Origin of the sequence: Arthrobacter sp. UYCo732 (assembly GCF_040547265.1) — a bacterium.
Taxonomy (GTDB): Bacteria; Actinomycetota; Actinomycetes; order Actinomycetales; family Micrococcaceae; genus Arthrobacter.
Map to the genome: position 1 here is coordinate 130,773 of NZ_JBEPPJ010000005.1, position 17,290 is coordinate 148,062.

Below are 17,290 nucleotides of genomic sequence, written 5' to 3' on the forward strand. Positions count from 1 at the left end.
CCAGCCGAAGGATCAAAAGGAGGGCCCGACGTGGCACAGGAAAGGGCCGTCTGATCAAGTCAGGCCTGTCGAACCCGCAGCAAATCGGGGGCGTATTCAACCTCCGGCAGCCCCGAAGTCCCGCGCATCGTGACACCCACGGCGTGCGACACCACGGCCCCCAGCCCGCCGTCGTCGGGCCCTTCTTCATTTTCCATCGCGGAGTCCCGGACCCGGCGCTGTTCGATGGAGCCGGTGCCACGGGCAATGATGTCTTCCACACCCTCCCGGGCCAGGGACAGCTCGTCCTGTTCAGCGAGCACCGGAGCGAGGTAGTCCACGAGGGAACGAACGACGTCGACGGCGTGCGCAGGCCGGAACGTGCCGAAGTCCAGCAACTCGCCGCTGAGGCCGCTGCTGCTCGCCTGCCAGGCCGCCATCCGCAGCAGCACGGTGGGGACCGGGGCCGGCTCTACACCCTGCTGCCACTCCCTGCTCGCCGACTCGACGAGGGCCCGGACCAGCACTGCGATCAGGGCCGCATCCTCCGCACGGAGGCACACATCGGCCACGCGGACCTCAACGGTGGGGTGGTTCCGGGACAGGCGGGCGTCGAAGTAGATCATGCCTTCGTCAAGCATCACACCGCTGTCCAGCAGCCGCGTCACCACCCGCCGGTATGCGGAATAGGTGCCGAAAATCGGGCTGGGACCGGACGTAGGCCAGCGGTTCCATGCCTGCGTGCGGTAACTCTCGAATCCTGAGGGCATCCCGTTCCAGAACGGTGAGTTGGCGCTCATCGCAGTCAGGACAGCAAGCTTGTCGCGGATCCTGTCCAACACGGCCACGCCCTCGTCCTTGGATTCGATTTTCGTGTGGACGTGGAAGCCGCATGTCAATTGTTCCTGCGCGGTCAGGCCAAATCGCTCCAGCATCCGCGCATAACGTGGGTCAGGGGTGGTGTGGCTCGCGGAACCGAACGGGGATGTGGCCAGCGCCGCCACCCGGGCCCCGTTCTTGCGGGCCGCCCGGTCCGCGAGCATACGGCCGGCCCGGATCTGCGGTAGCAGCTCTGCGTACTCAAGGCACGGCCGGGTCTGGGTCTCGATCTGCTCAAGTTTCAGCTCGGCGCTGAGGCCCATTTCCTCGGCGTCGTGCGCGGTTTTGTCCCGGGTCTCCGGCGCGTACTGGTTTGCCGGGGCGTCGTCGGCCGCCAGACGGTGCCCTGAAAGCAGGGCATCCGCCAAGGCCAGCGGCTGCCCTGTGTCCGGATCCACGATCAGGAGCTCTTCCTCGACGCCGAAAGTTCGCATGCTTATATTGTGCGCCAACCCGGCAAGCCCGTGGCAGCCCGGGTTGGCACGCTGCGCGGGGAAGGCTACACCGAACGCGCCGTCCGGAAACTCGCAACGGCGGGGCCAGCCAGCCTCGAAAGGGCGTGTGGGCCTTGCCCGACGCGGACCACGAGTTCCTCCAGGCCATCGTCAGCGATTCGCTCGTGACCTGGCATCCAGCGCATCCCACTAGCCTGCCGATAGCCAGCCTGAAGACACCGTCATCCACGGTTTGACGTGCCTGGTCAACAGCTTCGAATTCCACAGTTCCCGCGCGACCTGGCGGAAGGAGATGACCCGTGCCAATGTCGCACAGACCCGGGGTACGCCGTGCTGAGCTACGCCCCTGAACGGATTTGGAACAGTCCGGACAGGGTTTTGCAGCAGATCCTCGCCATGCTGCAACGTGGCCGGCCGCGCGGGTGACGGATTCTGCGGGTGACGGATTCCGCTCAGTCATTCGGCCAAGACCAACCCGCGTGACGGGGCTGCCACGGTCCGAACCCGGGCCGGCCCGAATGATGGTGCAGAATCCGCCGGCCCGGCCCCAGCCTTAGTCCTGGAAGTACTCCACCCTGGCGCCGATGGTGTTCAGCCGCTCGGCCAGGTCCTCGTAGCCTCGCTCGATCACGTAGATATTGCGCAGCTCCGACACACCCCGTGCGGCGAGCATGGCCAGCAGCAGGCAGGCGGCCGGGCGGAGGGCCGGCGGGCAGCCTATCTCGGCCGCGCGCCACTTGGTGGGGCCGTTGACGTAGATCCGGTGCGGGTCCAGCAGCTGCACCTGGGCGCCGAGCCTGTTGAGCTCCGTGAGGTAGATGGCGCGGTTCTCATAGACCCAGTCGTGGATCATGGTCTGGCCGTGGGCGTTGGCCGCGATGACTGCGAAGAACGGCAGGTTATCGATGTTCAGCCCGGGGAACGGCATGGGGTGGATTTTGTCCTCCGGAGCCCGCAGCTCGGACGGCTTGGTGGTCACATCCACCAGGCGGGTGCGGCCGTTGCACGCCATGTACTCCCCGGAGATCTCCAACTGCTGGCCCATCTGCTCCAGCGTGGCCAGTTCGATCTCCATAAACTCGATGGGGACGCGCCGGATGGTCACCTCCGAATTGGTGACAATGCCCGCGGTGATCAGGCTCATCGCCTCAATAGGATCCTCGGACGGGAAATACTCAATGTCGACGTCGACCAGCGGCTGCCCGGTGATCTTCAGTGTGGTGGTGCCAACGCCGTCGATCTGCACGCCGAGCATCTCCAGGTAGAAGCAGAGGTCCTGGACCATATAGTTGGGGCTGGCATTGCGGATCACGGTGGTGCCGCGGTGGTGGGCCGCAGCCATGATCGCGTTCTCGGTGACCGTATCCCCGCGCTCGGTCAACACAAAGGAGCGGTGCTGGTTATCCGGCGGCGGAGCCTGCACCGTGTAGAAACCGGTAGTGGCTTCCACCGCGAGCCCGAACTGGCGCAGGGCCTGCATGTGCGGCTCAACGGTGCGGGTGCCCAGGTCGCAGCCACCGGCATACGGGAGGCGGTACTCGGAGGACTCATCCAGAAGCGGGCCAAGCAGCATGATTACACTGCGGGTGCGGCGCGCGGCGTCCACATCCATGGCGGCAAGGTCCAGGACGGCGGGGCGGCGGAGCTGGAGGTCGGTGTCGTTGAGCCAGGTACATTCCACACCGATGCTGGTCAGGACCTCAACGATCCTGTTGACCTCTTCGATGCGGGCCAGACGGCGCAGCACTGTGGTGCCACGGTTGATCAGGCTGGCGCAGAGCAGGGCCACACCCGCGTTTTTGCTGCTGTTGACATCCACCGTCCCGGAAAGCGTGCGGCCGCCTTCGATCCGCAAGTGCGTCATCTGCGGTTTGCCCACCTTGACGATGCTGCGCTCGAAGATCGCCTCGAGCCGCTGGATCATCTTGAGGCTGAGGTTCTGCTTGCCCTGTTCCATCCGGGCGACGGCGCTCTGGCTGGTTCCCAGTGCGCTGGCGAGCTGGCCTTGGGTCCAGTTCTTTTCCATTCGGGCGTCTTTGAGCGCAGCGGCAATGTGCTCGGCAGTTTCCTGAATCATAGACAAAAAATATCACAGATGAGTTATTCGAGGCATACCGAACCCGCGAAAGGCGAGGGGATGGACCCAAATACCCGATTCATGCGATATTACTCACGCCGCTTTTGGCAGAACCGCGGCGGTGGCGGTGCGCCATCCCTACCGCCAGACGAAGTTCCAGGTCCCCATCCCGGCAGCGGCAGCCACAGCAGCAGCCGCAATCAGCACACCGCCGAGCACCACCCAAACGTCCAGCAGCGAATAGGTGGATTCCCGGGCCCAGGTGCGCCGGGCGGTGCCAAATCCGCGCGCTTCCATGGTGACGGCCAGCCGGGACGCACGGCGGATCGCCTGGACCAGCAACCCGAAGCTTTGCCCGAGAGTGGCCCGCAACCGTTGCAGCGGACTGCCGTGGGAACCCACACCGCGCGCCCGCCGGGCCATCCCAATGGTCTGCCACTCCTCGGCCAGAAGTCCCACCAGCCGCATCGCGGCCAGGGTGCCAAGCACAAACCGGTGCGGCAGCCGGGCCTTCTGCGCCAGCGCGTCGGCGAGGTCGGTGGGGTCCGTACACGTCATCAGCAGGATGGCCGGCAACGCAATCGCAAGTCCGCGCAGCATAAAACCGAGCCCCAGCTGGAGGGAACCTTCGCTGATGGACCAGATCCCGACGTCGAGCAGTACAGCGCCGCTGTCCGCCGCGACGATCGCCGTGCTCCAGCCGCCCACGGCAGCCGCGATGATGAGCGGCCAGCCGCGCTGCCACAGCAGGCGCAGGGTAAGTCCGGCGAGCGGGAAGACCGCCAACTCGGCCGCGAGCGCTACGGAGGCTGACACCCAGTCGATGGACAGCGCCAGCACCAGGGTGATGAGGAAGACGGCTCCGAACTTGGCCAGCGGGTTGGCGTGCGTCAACAGGGCGTGGTTGCCTCGGAGTGTGAGGGCATCCCTCATGCCGCACCTGCTTCCTGGCGGGCGCCGCCCCGCGACGCCGGGCCAAGGCGCAGTTCGGTGCCGCCCAGGACGGCACTGAACTCTTCGTCGTGGGTCACCGAAACCACTGACGTTCCGGCGTCGAGCAGCTCGGACAGGAAGGACGCGAGTTCGGACCATGTGTTGGCATCCTGGCCGAACGTGGGTTCGTCGAGCACTAGCACCCGCGGGTGGGCCGCAAGGACCGTGGCCACGGACAGCCGCCGCTTTTCACCGCCGGACAGCGTGTACGGGTTGGCGTCCACCAGGTGCGTCAGCCGCAGCCGTGCCAGGAGTTCCTCCACACGCTCTTCGCCAAAACCCAGGTGGCGCGGACCGAACATCAGCTCATCCAGCACACGACCCGTGACGAACTGGTGCTCGGGCTCCTGGAAGACCGTGCCGATGCGGGAAATCAATTGCTTGGCGCTCCACGTGAAGGGATCGATTCCGGCACCATCGGAAAGCTCGACGGCTGCAGACATCTTCCCCCTCACCGGCGCCAGGAGTCCGGCGAGGGTGAGCGCAAACGTGGACTTGCCGGCGCCGTTGGGGCCGGTGACGGTGAGTGCCTGGCCGGCGCGGACCTGGGCGGTGATCCCCGCTTGCACCGGCACCGGCGGAATGGTGCGGAAGCCGCGGCGCCGGGGCCGCTCGCGCGACACGGCAACGTCCTCGGCCGCCAGCAGCAGCTGGCCGCCGTCAGCCGAAGCACGCGCACGGGGGCGGGTGGCCGGAACATGGCCCGGCACCCAGACACCGGCCCCGATCAGCATGTCCCGCGCCTCGGCGAGCACCCGGTCCGGCGGGCCATCCAGCAGCACGCCCGAGCCCGGCTGCAGCACCACAATCCGGCCCACCAGGTCCTTCCAGACGGACACCCGGTGTTCCACCACCACCAGGGTGGCGCCGGTTTTGTCGAGGCAGCGGCCCACGGCGTCGCGGACTTCCAGGACACCGGCGGGATCGAGGTTGGCTGTCGGTTCGTCCAGCAGGATCAGCCCCGGCCGCATCGCGAGGATGCCGGCCAGGGCCAGCCGCTGCTTCTGGCCGCCGGACAGAGCCGACGTCGGGCGGTCCAGCGGGAGTCCGCCGCCGAAGCCGCCGGCACCGCCAGCTCCGCCCTGCGGGCGTCCGGCCCTGCGCAGCCCCACGTCATAGAGCGCCTCATGGACCCTCTTCCAGATCTCGTCCCGGGGAACGGCCAGGTTTTCGGCACCAAAGGCGACGTCGTCACCCAGCCTCGAGAGGACCACCTGCGTTTCCGGGTCCTGCTGCATGAGCCCGGCGCGGCCGCGCTGGCTGCGCGGCACCGCGCCGTCGATTAGCAGCGAACCGGTCTCGTCGGCATCGTCCCCTTCATCCCCGAGCACTCCGGCGAGGGCGTGCAGCAGCGTTGATTTGCCCGCACCGGAAGGGCCCAGCAGCAGCACCCGCTCGCCCGGCGCGATGTCCAGATCGAGCCCGCGGACGGCCGGCGCCATGCGGCCGGCGTGCCGCCAGCCCCAGCCACGGGCGGATACCGCGGCCGGGCGCACTCCGGAAGCACCGGCGTCGGAAACGGCCATCAGTGGAAAACGGGCTCCGAACCGGCCTTCCGGGAAGCGAAGGAGCCCAGCACCCCGGTTTTGGCCAGGCCGCGGGTGGCAATCCAGGACACGGCGCCGGCAATGACGGCACCCGAGATCGCGCAGAACAGAATGTAGGTGGCCTTGTCGCCGGCTTCATAGGCGATGTTCCAGCCCCACGGGAGGAAGGAATCGTTCAGGCCGCAGAACAGGCCGGCACCGGCACCGGCGAGCACGGCTGCCGGCAGGTTGAACTTCTTGTAGCCGAACGCGGCGAAAACGAGCTCCGCGCCGAGGCCCTGGAGGATGCCGGAGATCAGCACGGTGGTGCCGTACTGGGAACCCATCATGAGCTCACCGGTGGCGGCAACGGCCTCGCAGAAGAGCGCTGCGCCCGGTTTGCGGACGATGAGCATGCCCAGGACGGCCGGAATCATCCAGCCGCCGGCGATCAGGCCGGTGAGGGGCGGGTACGTGGCGTTCATCGGCGCGGACACCAGCGCCGCACCCTGGGACCAGGCCCAGAAAATGACACCGCCGGCGATGGCGATCAAAGCTGCCACCACGATGTCCACAACCCGCCAGCTATAGCTGGCTTTCTTCATGCCTACTGTTGTCATTTCTGCCTCCTGAGGTACAGGAGGGGAGAGTTCGCGGTTTCGGCACGGACTGCGCCGCCCGGATCCGGACACTCTGAGAAGCTCGACTCCCTTGCGCCGGTACTAACCGGATCAGGTTCGAGGGTCTGCGGCTGTCCGCACTCTCAGCGCCTATCCATCGGTTGCATTGCTGCAGTGCCCGACGGCGGCGCTCCCCTGTCGTAAATAAATCTGCCCTGATGGGCGTGATCCAGTTTACACCGCAGGCGCGGTAGATTGTGGGCCACGGCTGCCGACTTCCCACATGTGACCGTATTCGATCCCGACTCCAGCGACAGCCAGCCGCAGTGCTCGCTCGAAGCGCTGATAGCAAGGACCGACGCCGAGGTCAGCGAGCTGCAGTTCCCGCATTTCACGAAGGACGAATCCCTCCACCTGGGGCTGCTGCTGAAATGCCCTCAATGCTGGTGGGCCTGGGCAAGAGCCGGGCGGCTCAAGTGCCGGCCCCCGGTCCGATGACGTTAGGCTAATGACAATCCCCGATAGCCCATAAGGAGTTCAACGAATGAACCTGCTCATCAAGCTGCTCGGCACCGCAATCAGCCTCGGCGCCGGGTTTGTCGGTACCAAGCTAGTCAACACCGTGTGGGAAAAGTCCACCGGCCGCAAGGTCCCCACCGGCAAGGACGAAGACACCCCCACGAGCCTGCGCTCGGCGCTGACGTTCGCGCTTATTTCAGCCTCGGTCAGCACCATCATCCAGGTGCTCGCCAACCGCGGCACGCAGCGGGCCATCACCAGGTTCGCTAAGAGCCAGGACGTCGTCTAGCGAGTTTTGTCCAGCTAATGGCCCCTGGGCAGTCCTGAAGCCAAATTATCTGGACAAAAACTCTCAGCCGCCGCCGGACGCTTCTTCACGTGCTGACTGCTCACGGGAGGACTGCGCCGCCTTCTGCACCACGGCGTCGAGGTCATCAGAGCTGAGCAGTTCTCGGTGCAGGTGTTTGGTGCGGTAGCCGGATCGGCCCACCATGTGCGCGGACACCGGCACGGTCAGCAGCTGGAAGATCCACGCCACCAGCAGCACCGGCCACACCCACCACGTCCGCATCTGCAGGCCGATGGCCGCCAGCAGCAGGAAGAGCCCGAGCACCTGCGGCTTGGTGGCCGCGTGCATCCGGCTCAGCAGGTCGGGGAAGCGCAGCAGGCCGATGGCGGCGGCGAGGGACATCAGGGCGCCCACCACCAGGAACACCGCCGTCACGGCATCGATGACGTTATCCACCACGCTCGCTTCAGGACTCATGGGTTTGCTCCCGCCGGTCGGCCACGAAACGGGCAACAGTCACCGAGCCGATGAAGCCGACAACGGAAAGCGCCACCAGCAGCATCAGGTTGTTCAGGTGCTTGTTGACGGCCATGTCGATGCACAGCGCGGCGCCGAGGATGGCGAGCAGGACGTCTGAGGCCAGCACCCGGTCCAGCAGCGAAGGGCCGCGGGCAATCCGGATGATGGCGCCGGCCGCTGCCAGCGAAAGAATGACTGCCGTGACGGCCAGGACGGTCTGCATCATGCTGCGGCCTCCTGCCGGACGATTTCAAGTTCTTCCGTGGTCCCCATGATTTTGATCAGGCGCGCTTCAATGGAGCGGACTTCCCTCCGCAGGTCCGCCACGTCCTCCGGGGCGCTGATGTTCAGCGCGTGCAGGTAGAGGGTGGACGTTGAACGGTCCACCTCCACCACCAGGGAGCCCGGGATCAGCGATATCACGTGCCCCACGATTGTTACCATCAGGTCCTGGTGGCTCCGCAGCGGGACAGCGACGACGGCGTTGATCACCTGGGGGCCGCGAATGGCCGCCAGGTACATCACCTCGATGCTCGCTGCCGCCACCCGCCACAGGAACAGCAGGGCAAACGGTACCGCGTGCAGGATGTTGAAGCGGCCGCTTAGTTCCACCGGCGGCAGGTAGAACATGCGGGCCACCAGCACGGACAGCAGGGCGCCGAAGAGCAGGTTACCGGGGCTGAAGTCCTGCCACAGCGCTCCCCATACGAGCACCAGCCAGACCAGCAGCGGGAGCTCCTGGCGCAGGGAAATCCGCCGGCGGCTCATTTGCCGCCTCCGGACTTCAGCGCCAGCTGGGGAACTTCGGTGTCCTCACCCAGCACGGCCTGGATGTAGGAGGACCTTTCCAGCATTTCCTGGGCTGCCTGGCCCGAGACCCGGAACAGCGGCCCGGCGAAGACTGTGAGGGCCACGCCAAGGACCACCAGGCCGAGGGTTGAGCCCACCATCGTCCGGGGCAGCAGCGTGACGTTGGTGCGCCCTGCCCGCTGGCCGGTGTCCGAATTTTCCGGCGAAGCCAGCAGGACGGGGTCAGGGTGTTCGGCGTCGGACGGCTTGCGCCAGAAAGCACGGTTCCAGACCCTTGCGACGGCCAGGAGCGTCAGCAGGCTGGTGAGTACCCCGCCGATCACCAGGGCGTAGGCCAGGGGTGTGCCCAGCTCGATGCCGGCCTGGATCAGCCCCACCTTCCCCAGGAACCCGGAGAACGGCGGGATGCCGGCCAGGTTCATGGCGGGCACAAAGAACAGCAGGGCCAGCACCGGCGACAACTTGGCCAGGCCGGCCACCCTGTCCATCGAGGAACTGCCGCCGCGGCGTTCGATCAGTCCGGTGACCAGGAAGAGGCTGGTCTGGACGGTGATGTGGTGGGCCACGTAGAACACGGCGGCGCCCAGCCCGGCCACCGAAGACATCGCCAGGCCGAACACCATGTAGCCGATGTGGCTGACCAGGGTGAAGGACAGCAGACGTTTGATGTCGCTCTGGGCCAGGGCACCAAGGATGCCCACCACCATGGTCAGCAACGCCGCCACCATCAGTGGAGTGTTGAGGCTGTCGCCGGGGAACAGCAGGGTTTCGGTACGCACCATCGCATAGACACCCACCTTGGTCAGCAGCCCGGCGAACACGGCCGTGACCGGCGCCGGCGCGGTGGGATAGGAGTCAGGCAGCCAGAACGACAACGGGAACACGGCCGCCTTGATGCCAAAAGCCACCAGGAGCATCACGTGCAGCAGGGTCTGGGTACCCTCGTCCAGGTCCGCGAGTTTGATGGCGAGGTCGGCCATGTTCACTGTTCCGGTGGCGCCGTAAACCATGGCGATGGAAATCAGGAACAGCACCGAGGACACCACGGAGACCACCACGTAGGTGACGCCGGCGCGGATGCGGGGGCCGGTCCCGCCCAGTGTCATCAGGACGTAGCTTGCCGTCAGGAGGATCTCAAAACCGACATAGAGGTTGAAAAGATCCCCGGAAAGGAACGCGTTGGACACCCCGGCCACGAGAATCAGGAACGTGGGGTGGAAGATGGACACCGGGGCGTCCTCGTCACCGTCGGCCATGCCTTGCCCAGTGGCGTAAATCAGCACCGCGAGGCTCACGGCGGATGACACCACGAGCATCAGCGACGAGAACTGGTCCACCACCATCACGATGCCCCACGGCGGCAGCCAGCCGCCGATGTCCACAGCGGCGGTTCCGCCGTCCCACACCGACGCCAGCAGGAAACACTCCAGCAGGAGCGTCAGGGACAGCACAGTGATGCTCACCGCGCGCTGGGCGCGGGAATGCCGGATCAGCAGGAACGCCAGGGCGGCGCCGAGGATGGGAAGTACGACGGCGAGCGGTGCAAAGCTTGCGATGTTCACTTCACACCTCCTTCGGGGCCAGGGGGCACGTTCCGCGACCCGGGTTGCTCTTCGGCGGCGGCATCCACGGCCGGGATCGTCCGGGAGCCAACCATGACGTGGTCCCCGGTTTCGGCGTGGTCGGAGATGGTGCTGCCGTCGCCGCCAAGCATGGTCAGGGGAAACTCGGACGTCTCGGCCGGGATCGCGGCGTCGTCCTCGGCATCGAACCTGGGCGTCGCGGCGACGCGGCGGTCCTCGATGTCGTCCTGGATCTCGTCCTGGCGGGCCAGGACCCAGGTGCGGTAAATGATGCTGAGCATAAATGCGGTCACCGCAAACGAGATCACAATCGAGGTCAGGATCAGGGCCTGCGGCAGGGGGTCGGCGTATTCGCTGTCTCCGGTGTCCTTGTCATAGAACGGCGCCAGCCCGGCATAGCCGCCGGTGGCCAGGATCAGCAGGTTGGTGGCGTTCGCCAGGAGCATCAGCCCCAGCAGCACGCGGGTGAGGCTGCGTTCGAGGATCAGGTAGATGCCGCACGCATACAGGGCACCCATCACAATCAGCAGGGTCAGGTTGACGCTCATCCTTGGCCCTTCGCTGTGGTTTCGCTGGACATGACCTCGGGCTCGTGCCCCTCGCCGGGACTGGTGCCGGGACCGGCGCCGGTCAGAACGCCTTGGGCAAGGGCGGCTTCGTCGGCCGAGCCTTCTTCGGCCGGCGCCGCTGCCAGTTCTTCAAAATGTTCGTCGATCTCGGAGCCCAGGCTGCGCAGTACGTCCAGGACCAGGCCCACCACCACGATGTAGACGCCGATATCGAAGATGGTCGAGGTGACGAACTTGATGTCGCCGAAGACCGGCAGCCAGATTTCAATGATGGCGGTCTGGAACACCTGCCCGCCCAGCAGCAGCGGCACCACACCCGACGCTGCCGCCGTCGCGAGCCCGATGCCCAGCAGGGTACCGGCGCCCACGGGAGTGGCCTCCCGCAGTTCAAAGCGGCCGCCCGCGAGGTACCGGATGGCAAGGGCAAGGCCTGCTGTCAGGCCGCCGGCGAATCCGCCGCCGGGCAGGTTGTGCCCGGCCAGGAGGAGGTAGAGGGAGAAGATGATCAGGGAGTGGAAAATCAGCCGCGTCACCACTTCAAAGATGATGGAACGCCGCTCAGGGGCCAGGGTCCGGCCTGCGACGATCCAGGCGTCCCGGGCCGAGGAAGCGAACTTCCGGCTGATGGTCAGCGCAGCGGCTTCCCGCGACCCTGGAGCCACTGCTGCCTGCCGTCCTACGCTGCCCTCGGCAACGGTGGATGACACCCTGAGCCGGTCGCCGCGGCCGCGGACGAAGATGAGGCTGGCCACACCGGTGGCGGCGAGGGCGAGGACGGAAATTTCCCCGAAGGTATCCCATGCCCGGATGTCCACCAGGGTCACGTTGACGATGTTGAGTCCGCCGCCGCCTTCATACGCGAGGCGCGGGAACTCCAGGGACACCGGGACGGCCACCCTGGCCCCCAGGGAGTAGATGGCGGCAAAAACCATGGTGACGCCGAAAGCCGCTCCGATGATCACGCGGTACCTGCCCCCGGTCCGGTCGCGGAGTTCGGCCGGGAGGCTGCGCATGGCCAGGACAAAGGCCACCAGGATGATGGTCTCCACCAGCATCTGCGTCAGAGCCAGGTCCGGAGCGCCCTGGAGCGCGAACATCAGGGCGATCCCGTAGCCGGTCACGGACACCATCAGCACGGCGAGGAACCGCCTGTTGGCCTTGACCGCGGCAAGCGCCCCGATCACAATTGCCGCGCCTACTACCGGCTGGAGCGGTGAGAAGGGGTCAGTGAAGTACAGGTCAGTCGGGAGCGGCTTTCCCGCCACCAGCATGGCGGTCAGCGGCAGGGCGAACGCCATGCTGAGGATGACGGCGAGGTAGAAGTACAGGGAGCCGCGCTGGGTGCGGCCGGTGATCCAGACCGCGGCGTCGTCCAGGGCGCCGATGCTGAGCTGATAGATGCGGTCGCCGTCGATCCAGCCGGGAACCCGGGACTGCGCGCGCGCCACGAGGGTTCGGCCGAAGTGCATGGCCAGCCCCAGCGCGAATGTGAGGGCCGTTAGCGCAAGGGCCGGGGTGAATCCATGCCACAGCGCGAGGTGCCCAGCCTGCTCGGCCGGTGTGCCGGCGTCGGCCGAGGTAGAGGCAAAGAGCGCCGCGTAGGGCTGGATCCACGTGTCCACGGGCGCCGGCCACAGGCCGTAAACAATACTGAGGAGGCTCAGCAGCGCCGGTGCCGCCAGGAAGGAGGGCTTGACTGCCTTGAACGGTGTGGGCTCGACGCCGGGTTTGACGGCGAACGCCCCCCACATAAAGCGAGCGCTGTAGGCGAAGGTCAGGATGGAGCCCAGAACGATGCCTACGAGCACCACCATGCTCCAGGAATCCCCTTCCGAGCCATGGTGGACAAAGGCCTCCAGGACGGATTCCTTGGCCACAAAACCTGCCAGCAGCGGGACACCGGCCATCGACGCGGCACCGATGCCGGCCACGACGCCGAGCCCACGCGACGAGCGGAAGACGCCGGACAGCTGCCGGACGTCACGGGTTCCGGACTGGTGGTCAATGATGCCCACCACCAGGAAGAGGGTGGCCTTGAACAGCCCGTGGGCCAGGAGCATCGCCAGGCCGGCGAGGGCCGCCTCCGACGTTCCGAGCCCCACCACCATGGTCAGGAAGCCCAACTGGCTGACCGTTCCGTAGGCCAGGATGAGTTTGATGTCCGTCTGGCGGAGCGCCCGGTAGCCGCCCACCAGCATGGTGGCAAGGCCCAGCCCCAGCACAATGGACTGCCAATACGCGGTGTGGGAAAATCCCGGCGCAAGCCTGGCGACCAGATAGATCCCGGCCTTCACCATCGCCGCGGCGTGCAGGTAGGCGCTGACCGGGGTGGGCGCCGCCATGGCGCCCGGCAGCCAGAAGTGGAAGGGAACCAGCGCGGACTTGCTGATGGCACCCACGAGGATCAGTACGACGGCGGCGGCGACAATCCCGCTGGTGGATCCGGTGATGAGGGTGGGAGCCTGAGCCAGGATTGCCGAGATACGGTACGTTCCGGCGCTGTGGCCCAGCATGATCAGGCCTACCAGCATGGCCAGCCCGCCGGCGGTAGTGACCATCAGGGCCTGCAGCGCGGAGCGCCTGGCCGCCAGCCTGGTGCGGGCAAAGCCGATCAGCAGGTAGGACAGGACGGTGGTGAGTTCCCAGAAGATGAACAGCAGAAGAAGGTCATCCGCCACCACCAGTCCGAACATTGCCCCGGCGAAGGCCAACAACTGGGCCCCGAAGCCGCCAAGATCCTGATCGTTCTTGCTGAAGTACCGCGCACAGTAGACCAGCACCAGCGCGCCCACGCCGAGAACCAGTAAGGACATCACCCAAGCCAGGGGATCCAGCCGGAACGCAAATTCCAGTTCCAGCCCGGGAATCCACGGGACGACTTCCGAAACGGCCCCGGAATCTGAGTACACAGCGCTGTACTGGAACAGCAGCCAGACAAAAGACGCAGCCGGCACCGCCGCCAGTGCGTAGAACGCGTTGCGGCCCCAGGCTCTGAACAGGAAGGGCGCCACAGCAGCCACCGTAAAGTGCACGGCAAGGACTGTGATCACTGTTATCTCCGCAACGTCAGGGATTCGATTGTCAAAAGTTAGGGCAGGCGGTCAGTGGTTAGGTTCGGTGGTGGCCAGTTTATCAAGTCGCTTCGGCCATTTTCCCCGCGCAGGAGCGCAGGCGGCTCGATTTTGCCGAGTGTCCGGCGTACTATGCCCGCCCTGTTCGCCACGGGCGGATACCATTCAGGCTATGAACACCGCCAGCGCTCCTCCTGGGGCCACGCAGCCGTCATCGGAACTCGCGTCCGGAAACCAGGCCACCGGGAGGGGCCGCGTGCTCGCCTGGGCCGCCTGGGATTGGGGATCTGCGGCCTTCAACGCGGTCATGACCACGTTCGTGTTTACCGTCTACCTCACCTCCAACGCCTTCGGCGGCGAAGACCAGGCGTCGGCCATCCTCGGCGGTGCCCTGGCCATCGCCGGTCTCGCCATCGCGCTGCTGGCTCCCGTGACGGGTCAGCGCTCGGACAACGGCGGGCGCCGCAAGCTGTGGCTGGGGGTCAACACGGCCGCGGTCGCCGTCCTGACCGGGCTGTGTTTCTTTGTGTTCCCCCGCCCTGAGTTCCTGCTCCTGGGCGTCTCCTTGATTGCGCTGGGGAACGTGTTCTTCGAGTTCGCGGGCGTCAACTACAACGCCATGCTCACCCAGATCTCCACGCCGGGAAACATCGGCAAGGTCAGTGGACTTGGCTGGGGCATGGGCTACCTCGGCGGCATCGTGGCCCTGCTGATTGTGTTGCAGCTCTTTGTGCAGCCAAGCTTTGACTGGTTCGGGGCGTCCACCGAGGACAGCCTCAACATCCGGCTCGTTGCGGTGTTCTCCGCGCTGTGGTTCTTCGTCTTCGCCCTGCCCGTCCTGTTCGCGGTTCCGGAACTTCCGCGGCCGGCGCGGGCCAGGCCGCTGGGATTCCTGGCCTCCTACGGCCTGCTTTTCCGCCGGATCAAGGCCATCTACGCCACCAGCCCGCACACCATCTACTTCCTCGTCGCCAGTGCCGTTTTCCGCGACGGCCTCGCGGCAGTCTTTACGTTCGGCGGGATCATCGCCGCCGGCACGTTCGGCTTCGAGCTGTCCCAGGTCATTTTCTTCGCCATCTTCGGTAACGTGGTGGCGGCCGTGGGCGCCATCATCGGCGGCTTCCTGGATGACCGGGTGGGCCCCAAGGCGGTCATCATGGGCTCCCTCGTGGGGCTGTTGATCGCCGGCACCATGATCCTGGTCCTCGGAAACGGCAATTACGTCTTCTTCGGAACAGCATGGGCCGGCAGCACCACCTTCTGGGTGTTCGGCCTGTTCCTCTGCCTCTTCGTGGGCCCGGCCCAGTCCTCGTCCCGGGCCTATCTGGCCCGGCTGGCACCCAGCGGCGAGACCGGCGAACTCTTTGGACTGTACGCCACCACCGGCCGCGCCGTCAGTTTCCTGGCCCCTGCCCTGTTTACGCTGTGCATCACGCTGGCCACTCCCCTGGTTGCACCCGGCGAGGCCCAGCGCTGGGGAATTCTGGGCATCATGGTGGTCCTCCTGGCCGGGCTGTTGGTCCTGCTGCCGGTGAAGCCGCCGAACAAGACCTCCATCGCCCTGGTCCCCGCATCGTAGACGTGACCGGGCAACCGGCCACTAACACTGCGTCCTGGCACCCCCACGGTCGCCTGCATTCGGCACGAGTCCGCGCTGCATCCGGCCCGAGTCCTCGACCGGCGTGCGGCAGCCCGAAACCGGCCTGCGGAGACTAGGCTGGACGTATGAACGTGGACGAGACGGACCTCCCCGGCCTGGGCCGCCGGAAGGATTTCATGACAGCTTCCGGCCGCCGCATTGGCGTTGTGGAGCTGCGGGAAGGCCAGACGGAACTTATCGTTTCCACTTGGGACGATCCCGATACCTGCCAGGCTTCCATTCCCCTGACGGCGGACGAAGCAGCAACCTTGGGCAACCTCCTCGGCGGGCGGCATCTGGCCATGAAACTGACGGAGGAGCACCGGGATGTGCCCGGCATCGTGACCCGGCAGTTCTCCATTGCCCCGGATTCCCCGTTCCAGAACCAGCCCATGGGGAAGGCGTGCATCCGCACCCGCTGCGGTGTCTCGATTGTGGCGATCATGCGGGAAGGCGAGGTGCTCCCGTCGCCGGGACCCGACGTCGTACTTCATTCAGGTGACCTGCTCGTTGCAGTGGGAACGCAAGAAGGCCTCGATTCGGCGGCCGATATCCTCCGCAACGGCTGAGCGCCATGGACCCGCTGGCCCTGACCCTCATCGAACTGGGGGCCGTTGTGTTCTGCCTTGGCCTGTTGGCCAGGCTGGCCGGACGGATCGGAATGTCACCCATCCCGCTGTACCTCGTGGGCGGTCTCGCCTTCCGTGCGGGCGGTATGGTCAAGCTCGAAGGTATGCAGGAATTCGCACATCTCTCCGGGGAGATCGGCGTGATCCTGCTGCTGCTTATGCTCGGGTTGGAATATACGGCTGCCGAGCTTTTCACCGGTCTGCGCAGGTCCTGGCAGGCCGGTGTTCTTGATCTGGTGCTGAACTTTATCCCAGGGGCCGGGCTGGCGCTCCTGCTTGGCTGGGGTGGGGTGGGCGCCATGGTCATGGGCGGCGTCACCTATATTTCGTCCTCGGGGATCGCCGCCAAGGTCATCAGGGACCTTGGCCGGATCGGTAACCGCGAGACCCCCGCCGTGCTGTCCATTCTGGTGTTCGAGGACCTGGCCATGGCCGTGTACCTGCCGATCCTCACAGCCACCCTGGCCGGCGTGAGCTTCCTGGGCGGGCTGAGCACCGTGGGCATATCCCTGGCGGTGGTCACGCTGGTCCTCATTGTTGCGCTCCGGCACGGCCACCATGTGTCCAGGGCGGTGCACAGCGAAAACTCCGAAGTGTTCCTACTCAACCTGCTCGGTGCCGCCCTGTTGGTTGCCGGCGTGGCGTCGGCCATGCAGGTTTCGGCGGCGGTAGGCGCGTTTATGCTTGGCATCGCCATCTCAGGCGCCACAGCCCACAACGCCACCCGGATCCTGGAGCCGCTGCGGGATCTGTTTGCTGCCATCTTCTTTGTGGCCTTCGGACTCAACATGGACCCGTCGTCCATCCCGCCCGTGCTCGGCTGGGCGCTGGTGCTGGCGGTCATCACCGCCGCCACCAAAATGGTCACTGGCATCTGGGCCGCCAAGCGGGCAGGGATCGCGCGTCCTGGACGTTTCCGTGCCGGTGCGGCGCTTATTGCCCGCGGCGAGTTCTCCATCGTCATCGCTGGCCTGGCAGTGGCCTCCGGCGTGGTCCCGTACGAACTCGCTGCCCTGGCTACCGCCTACGTCCTGCTCATGGCCATCATCGGTCCGCTGGCCGCCCGGTACGTGGAGCCCGTGCTCAAAGCGTTCCGGCCGCGCGCCCAGGAACCGGCCCGCGCCTAGAACACC

General features: G+C 66.2%; 15 protein-coding genes and 1 riboswitch. Of the genes, 4 read left to right on the forward strand and 11 right to left on the reverse strand.

The annotated features are described in order from the left end of the window. Positions 1–59 precede the first annotated feature (59 nt). From ABIB45_RS10145 to ABIB45_RS10165, 5 genes are all read right to left on the reverse strand, one after another. The gene (locus ABIB45_RS10145) at positions 60–1,292 is read right to left on the reverse strand and encodes a glutamate--cysteine ligase 2 (RefSeq protein WP_354215723.1); all 1,233 of its coding nucleotides are present in this window, start codon (positions 1,290–1,292) and stop codon (positions 60–62) included. Positions 1,293–1,866: 574 nt separating this feature from the next. Then, positions 1,867–3,390 (reverse strand): UDP-N-acetylglucosamine 1-carboxyvinyltransferase, encoded by a 1,524-nt coding sequence (locus tag ABIB45_RS10150; protein WP_354215724.1) that lies wholly within the window; start codon positions 3,388–3,390, stop codon positions 1,867–1,869. 138 nt (positions 3,391–3,528) lie between these two features. Continuing rightward, a complete protein-coding gene (locus ABIB45_RS10155) occupies positions 3,529–4,323 on the reverse strand; it encodes an energy-coupling factor transporter transmembrane component T family protein (RefSeq protein WP_354215725.1) in 795 nt (264 codons plus the stop codon). Beyond that, positions 4,320–5,909, reverse strand: coding sequence for an ABC transporter ATP-binding protein (locus ABIB45_RS10160; protein ID WP_354215726.1), 1,590 nt, complete (start codon positions 5,907–5,909; stop codon positions 4,320–4,322). Before ABIB45_RS10160 ends, ABIB45_RS10155 begins: the two co-directional genes overlap by 4 nt. Continuing rightward, entirely contained in the window at positions 5,909–6,529 is a 621-nt protein-coding gene (locus ABIB45_RS10165) for an ECF transporter S component (RefSeq protein ID WP_354215727.1), read from the reverse strand. The genes ABIB45_RS10160 and ABIB45_RS10165 overlap by 1 nt, the downstream gene beginning before the upstream one ends. A 70-nt stretch (positions 6,530–6,599) precedes the next feature. Beyond that, positions 6,600–6,736: riboswitch (TPP riboswitch) on the reverse strand. 337 nt (positions 6,737–7,073) lie between these two features. Between ABIB45_RS10165 and ABIB45_RS10170 the strand changes: the two genes are divergently transcribed. Then, positions 7,074–7,337, forward strand: a complete 264-nt coding sequence (locus tag ABIB45_RS10170) for a DUF4235 domain-containing protein (protein WP_354215728.1) — start codon at positions 7,074–7,076, stop codon at positions 7,335–7,337. Between the two features lie 63 nt (positions 7,338–7,400). Here ABIB45_RS10170 and mnhG read toward each other — a convergent pair whose 3' ends face one another. Genes mnhG through ABIB45_RS10200 form a run of 6 tightly spaced genes read right to left on the reverse strand, consistent with a single transcriptional unit; the run spans position 7,401 to position 13,868 of the window. After that, entirely contained in the window at positions 7,401–7,814 is a 414-nt protein-coding gene (gene mnhG, locus ABIB45_RS10175) for a monovalent cation/H(+) antiporter subunit G (protein WP_354215729.1), read from the reverse strand. Then, positions 7,804–8,082, reverse strand: a complete 279-nt coding sequence (locus ABIB45_RS10180; RefSeq protein ID WP_354215730.1) for an MrpF/PhaF family protein — start codon at positions 8,080–8,082, stop codon at positions 7,804–7,806. The genes mnhG and ABIB45_RS10180 overlap by 11 nt, the downstream gene beginning before the upstream one ends. After that, a complete protein-coding gene (locus ABIB45_RS10185) occupies positions 8,079–8,624 on the reverse strand; it encodes a Na+/H+ antiporter subunit E (RefSeq protein ID WP_354215732.1) in 546 nt (181 codons plus the stop codon). The genes ABIB45_RS10180 and ABIB45_RS10185 overlap by 4 nt, the downstream gene beginning before the upstream one ends. After that, a complete protein-coding gene (locus ABIB45_RS10190; RefSeq protein ID WP_354215733.1) occupies positions 8,621–10,228 on the reverse strand; it encodes a Na+/H+ antiporter subunit D in 1,608 nt (535 codons plus the stop codon). The genes ABIB45_RS10185 and ABIB45_RS10190 overlap by 4 nt, the downstream gene beginning before the upstream one ends. Next, entirely contained in the window at positions 10,225–10,797 is a 573-nt protein-coding gene (locus ABIB45_RS10195) for a Na(+)/H(+) antiporter subunit C (protein ID WP_354215734.1), read from the reverse strand. Before ABIB45_RS10195 ends, ABIB45_RS10190 begins: the two co-directional genes overlap by 4 nt. After that, positions 10,794–13,868, reverse strand: a complete 3,075-nt coding sequence (locus ABIB45_RS10200; RefSeq protein ID WP_354215735.1) for a Na+/H+ antiporter subunit A — start codon at positions 13,866–13,868, stop codon at positions 10,794–10,796. Before ABIB45_RS10200 ends, ABIB45_RS10195 begins: the two co-directional genes overlap by 4 nt. Positions 13,869–14,061: 193 nt before the next feature. On the opposite strand from ABIB45_RS10200, the gene ABIB45_RS10205 reads away from it, so the two are divergent. The 3 genes from ABIB45_RS10205 (at position 14,062) to ABIB45_RS10215 (ending at position 17,284) form a co-directional block, all read left to right on the forward strand. After that, positions 14,062–15,468, forward strand: coding sequence for an MFS transporter (locus tag ABIB45_RS10205; RefSeq protein WP_354215736.1), 1,407 nt, complete (start codon positions 14,062–14,064; stop codon positions 15,466–15,468). A gap of 146 nt (positions 15,469–15,614) precedes the next feature. Beyond that, positions 15,615–16,097, forward strand: a complete 483-nt coding sequence (locus ABIB45_RS10210) for a cation:proton antiporter regulatory subunit (protein ID WP_354215737.1) — start codon at positions 15,615–15,617, stop codon at positions 16,095–16,097. A 5-nt stretch (positions 16,098–16,102) separates the two neighbouring features. Continuing rightward, a complete protein-coding gene (locus ABIB45_RS10215; RefSeq protein ID WP_354215738.1) occupies positions 16,103–17,284 on the forward strand; it encodes a cation:proton antiporter in 1,182 nt (393 codons plus the stop codon). The last annotated feature ends 6 nt before the right edge of the window (positions 17,285–17,290 follow it).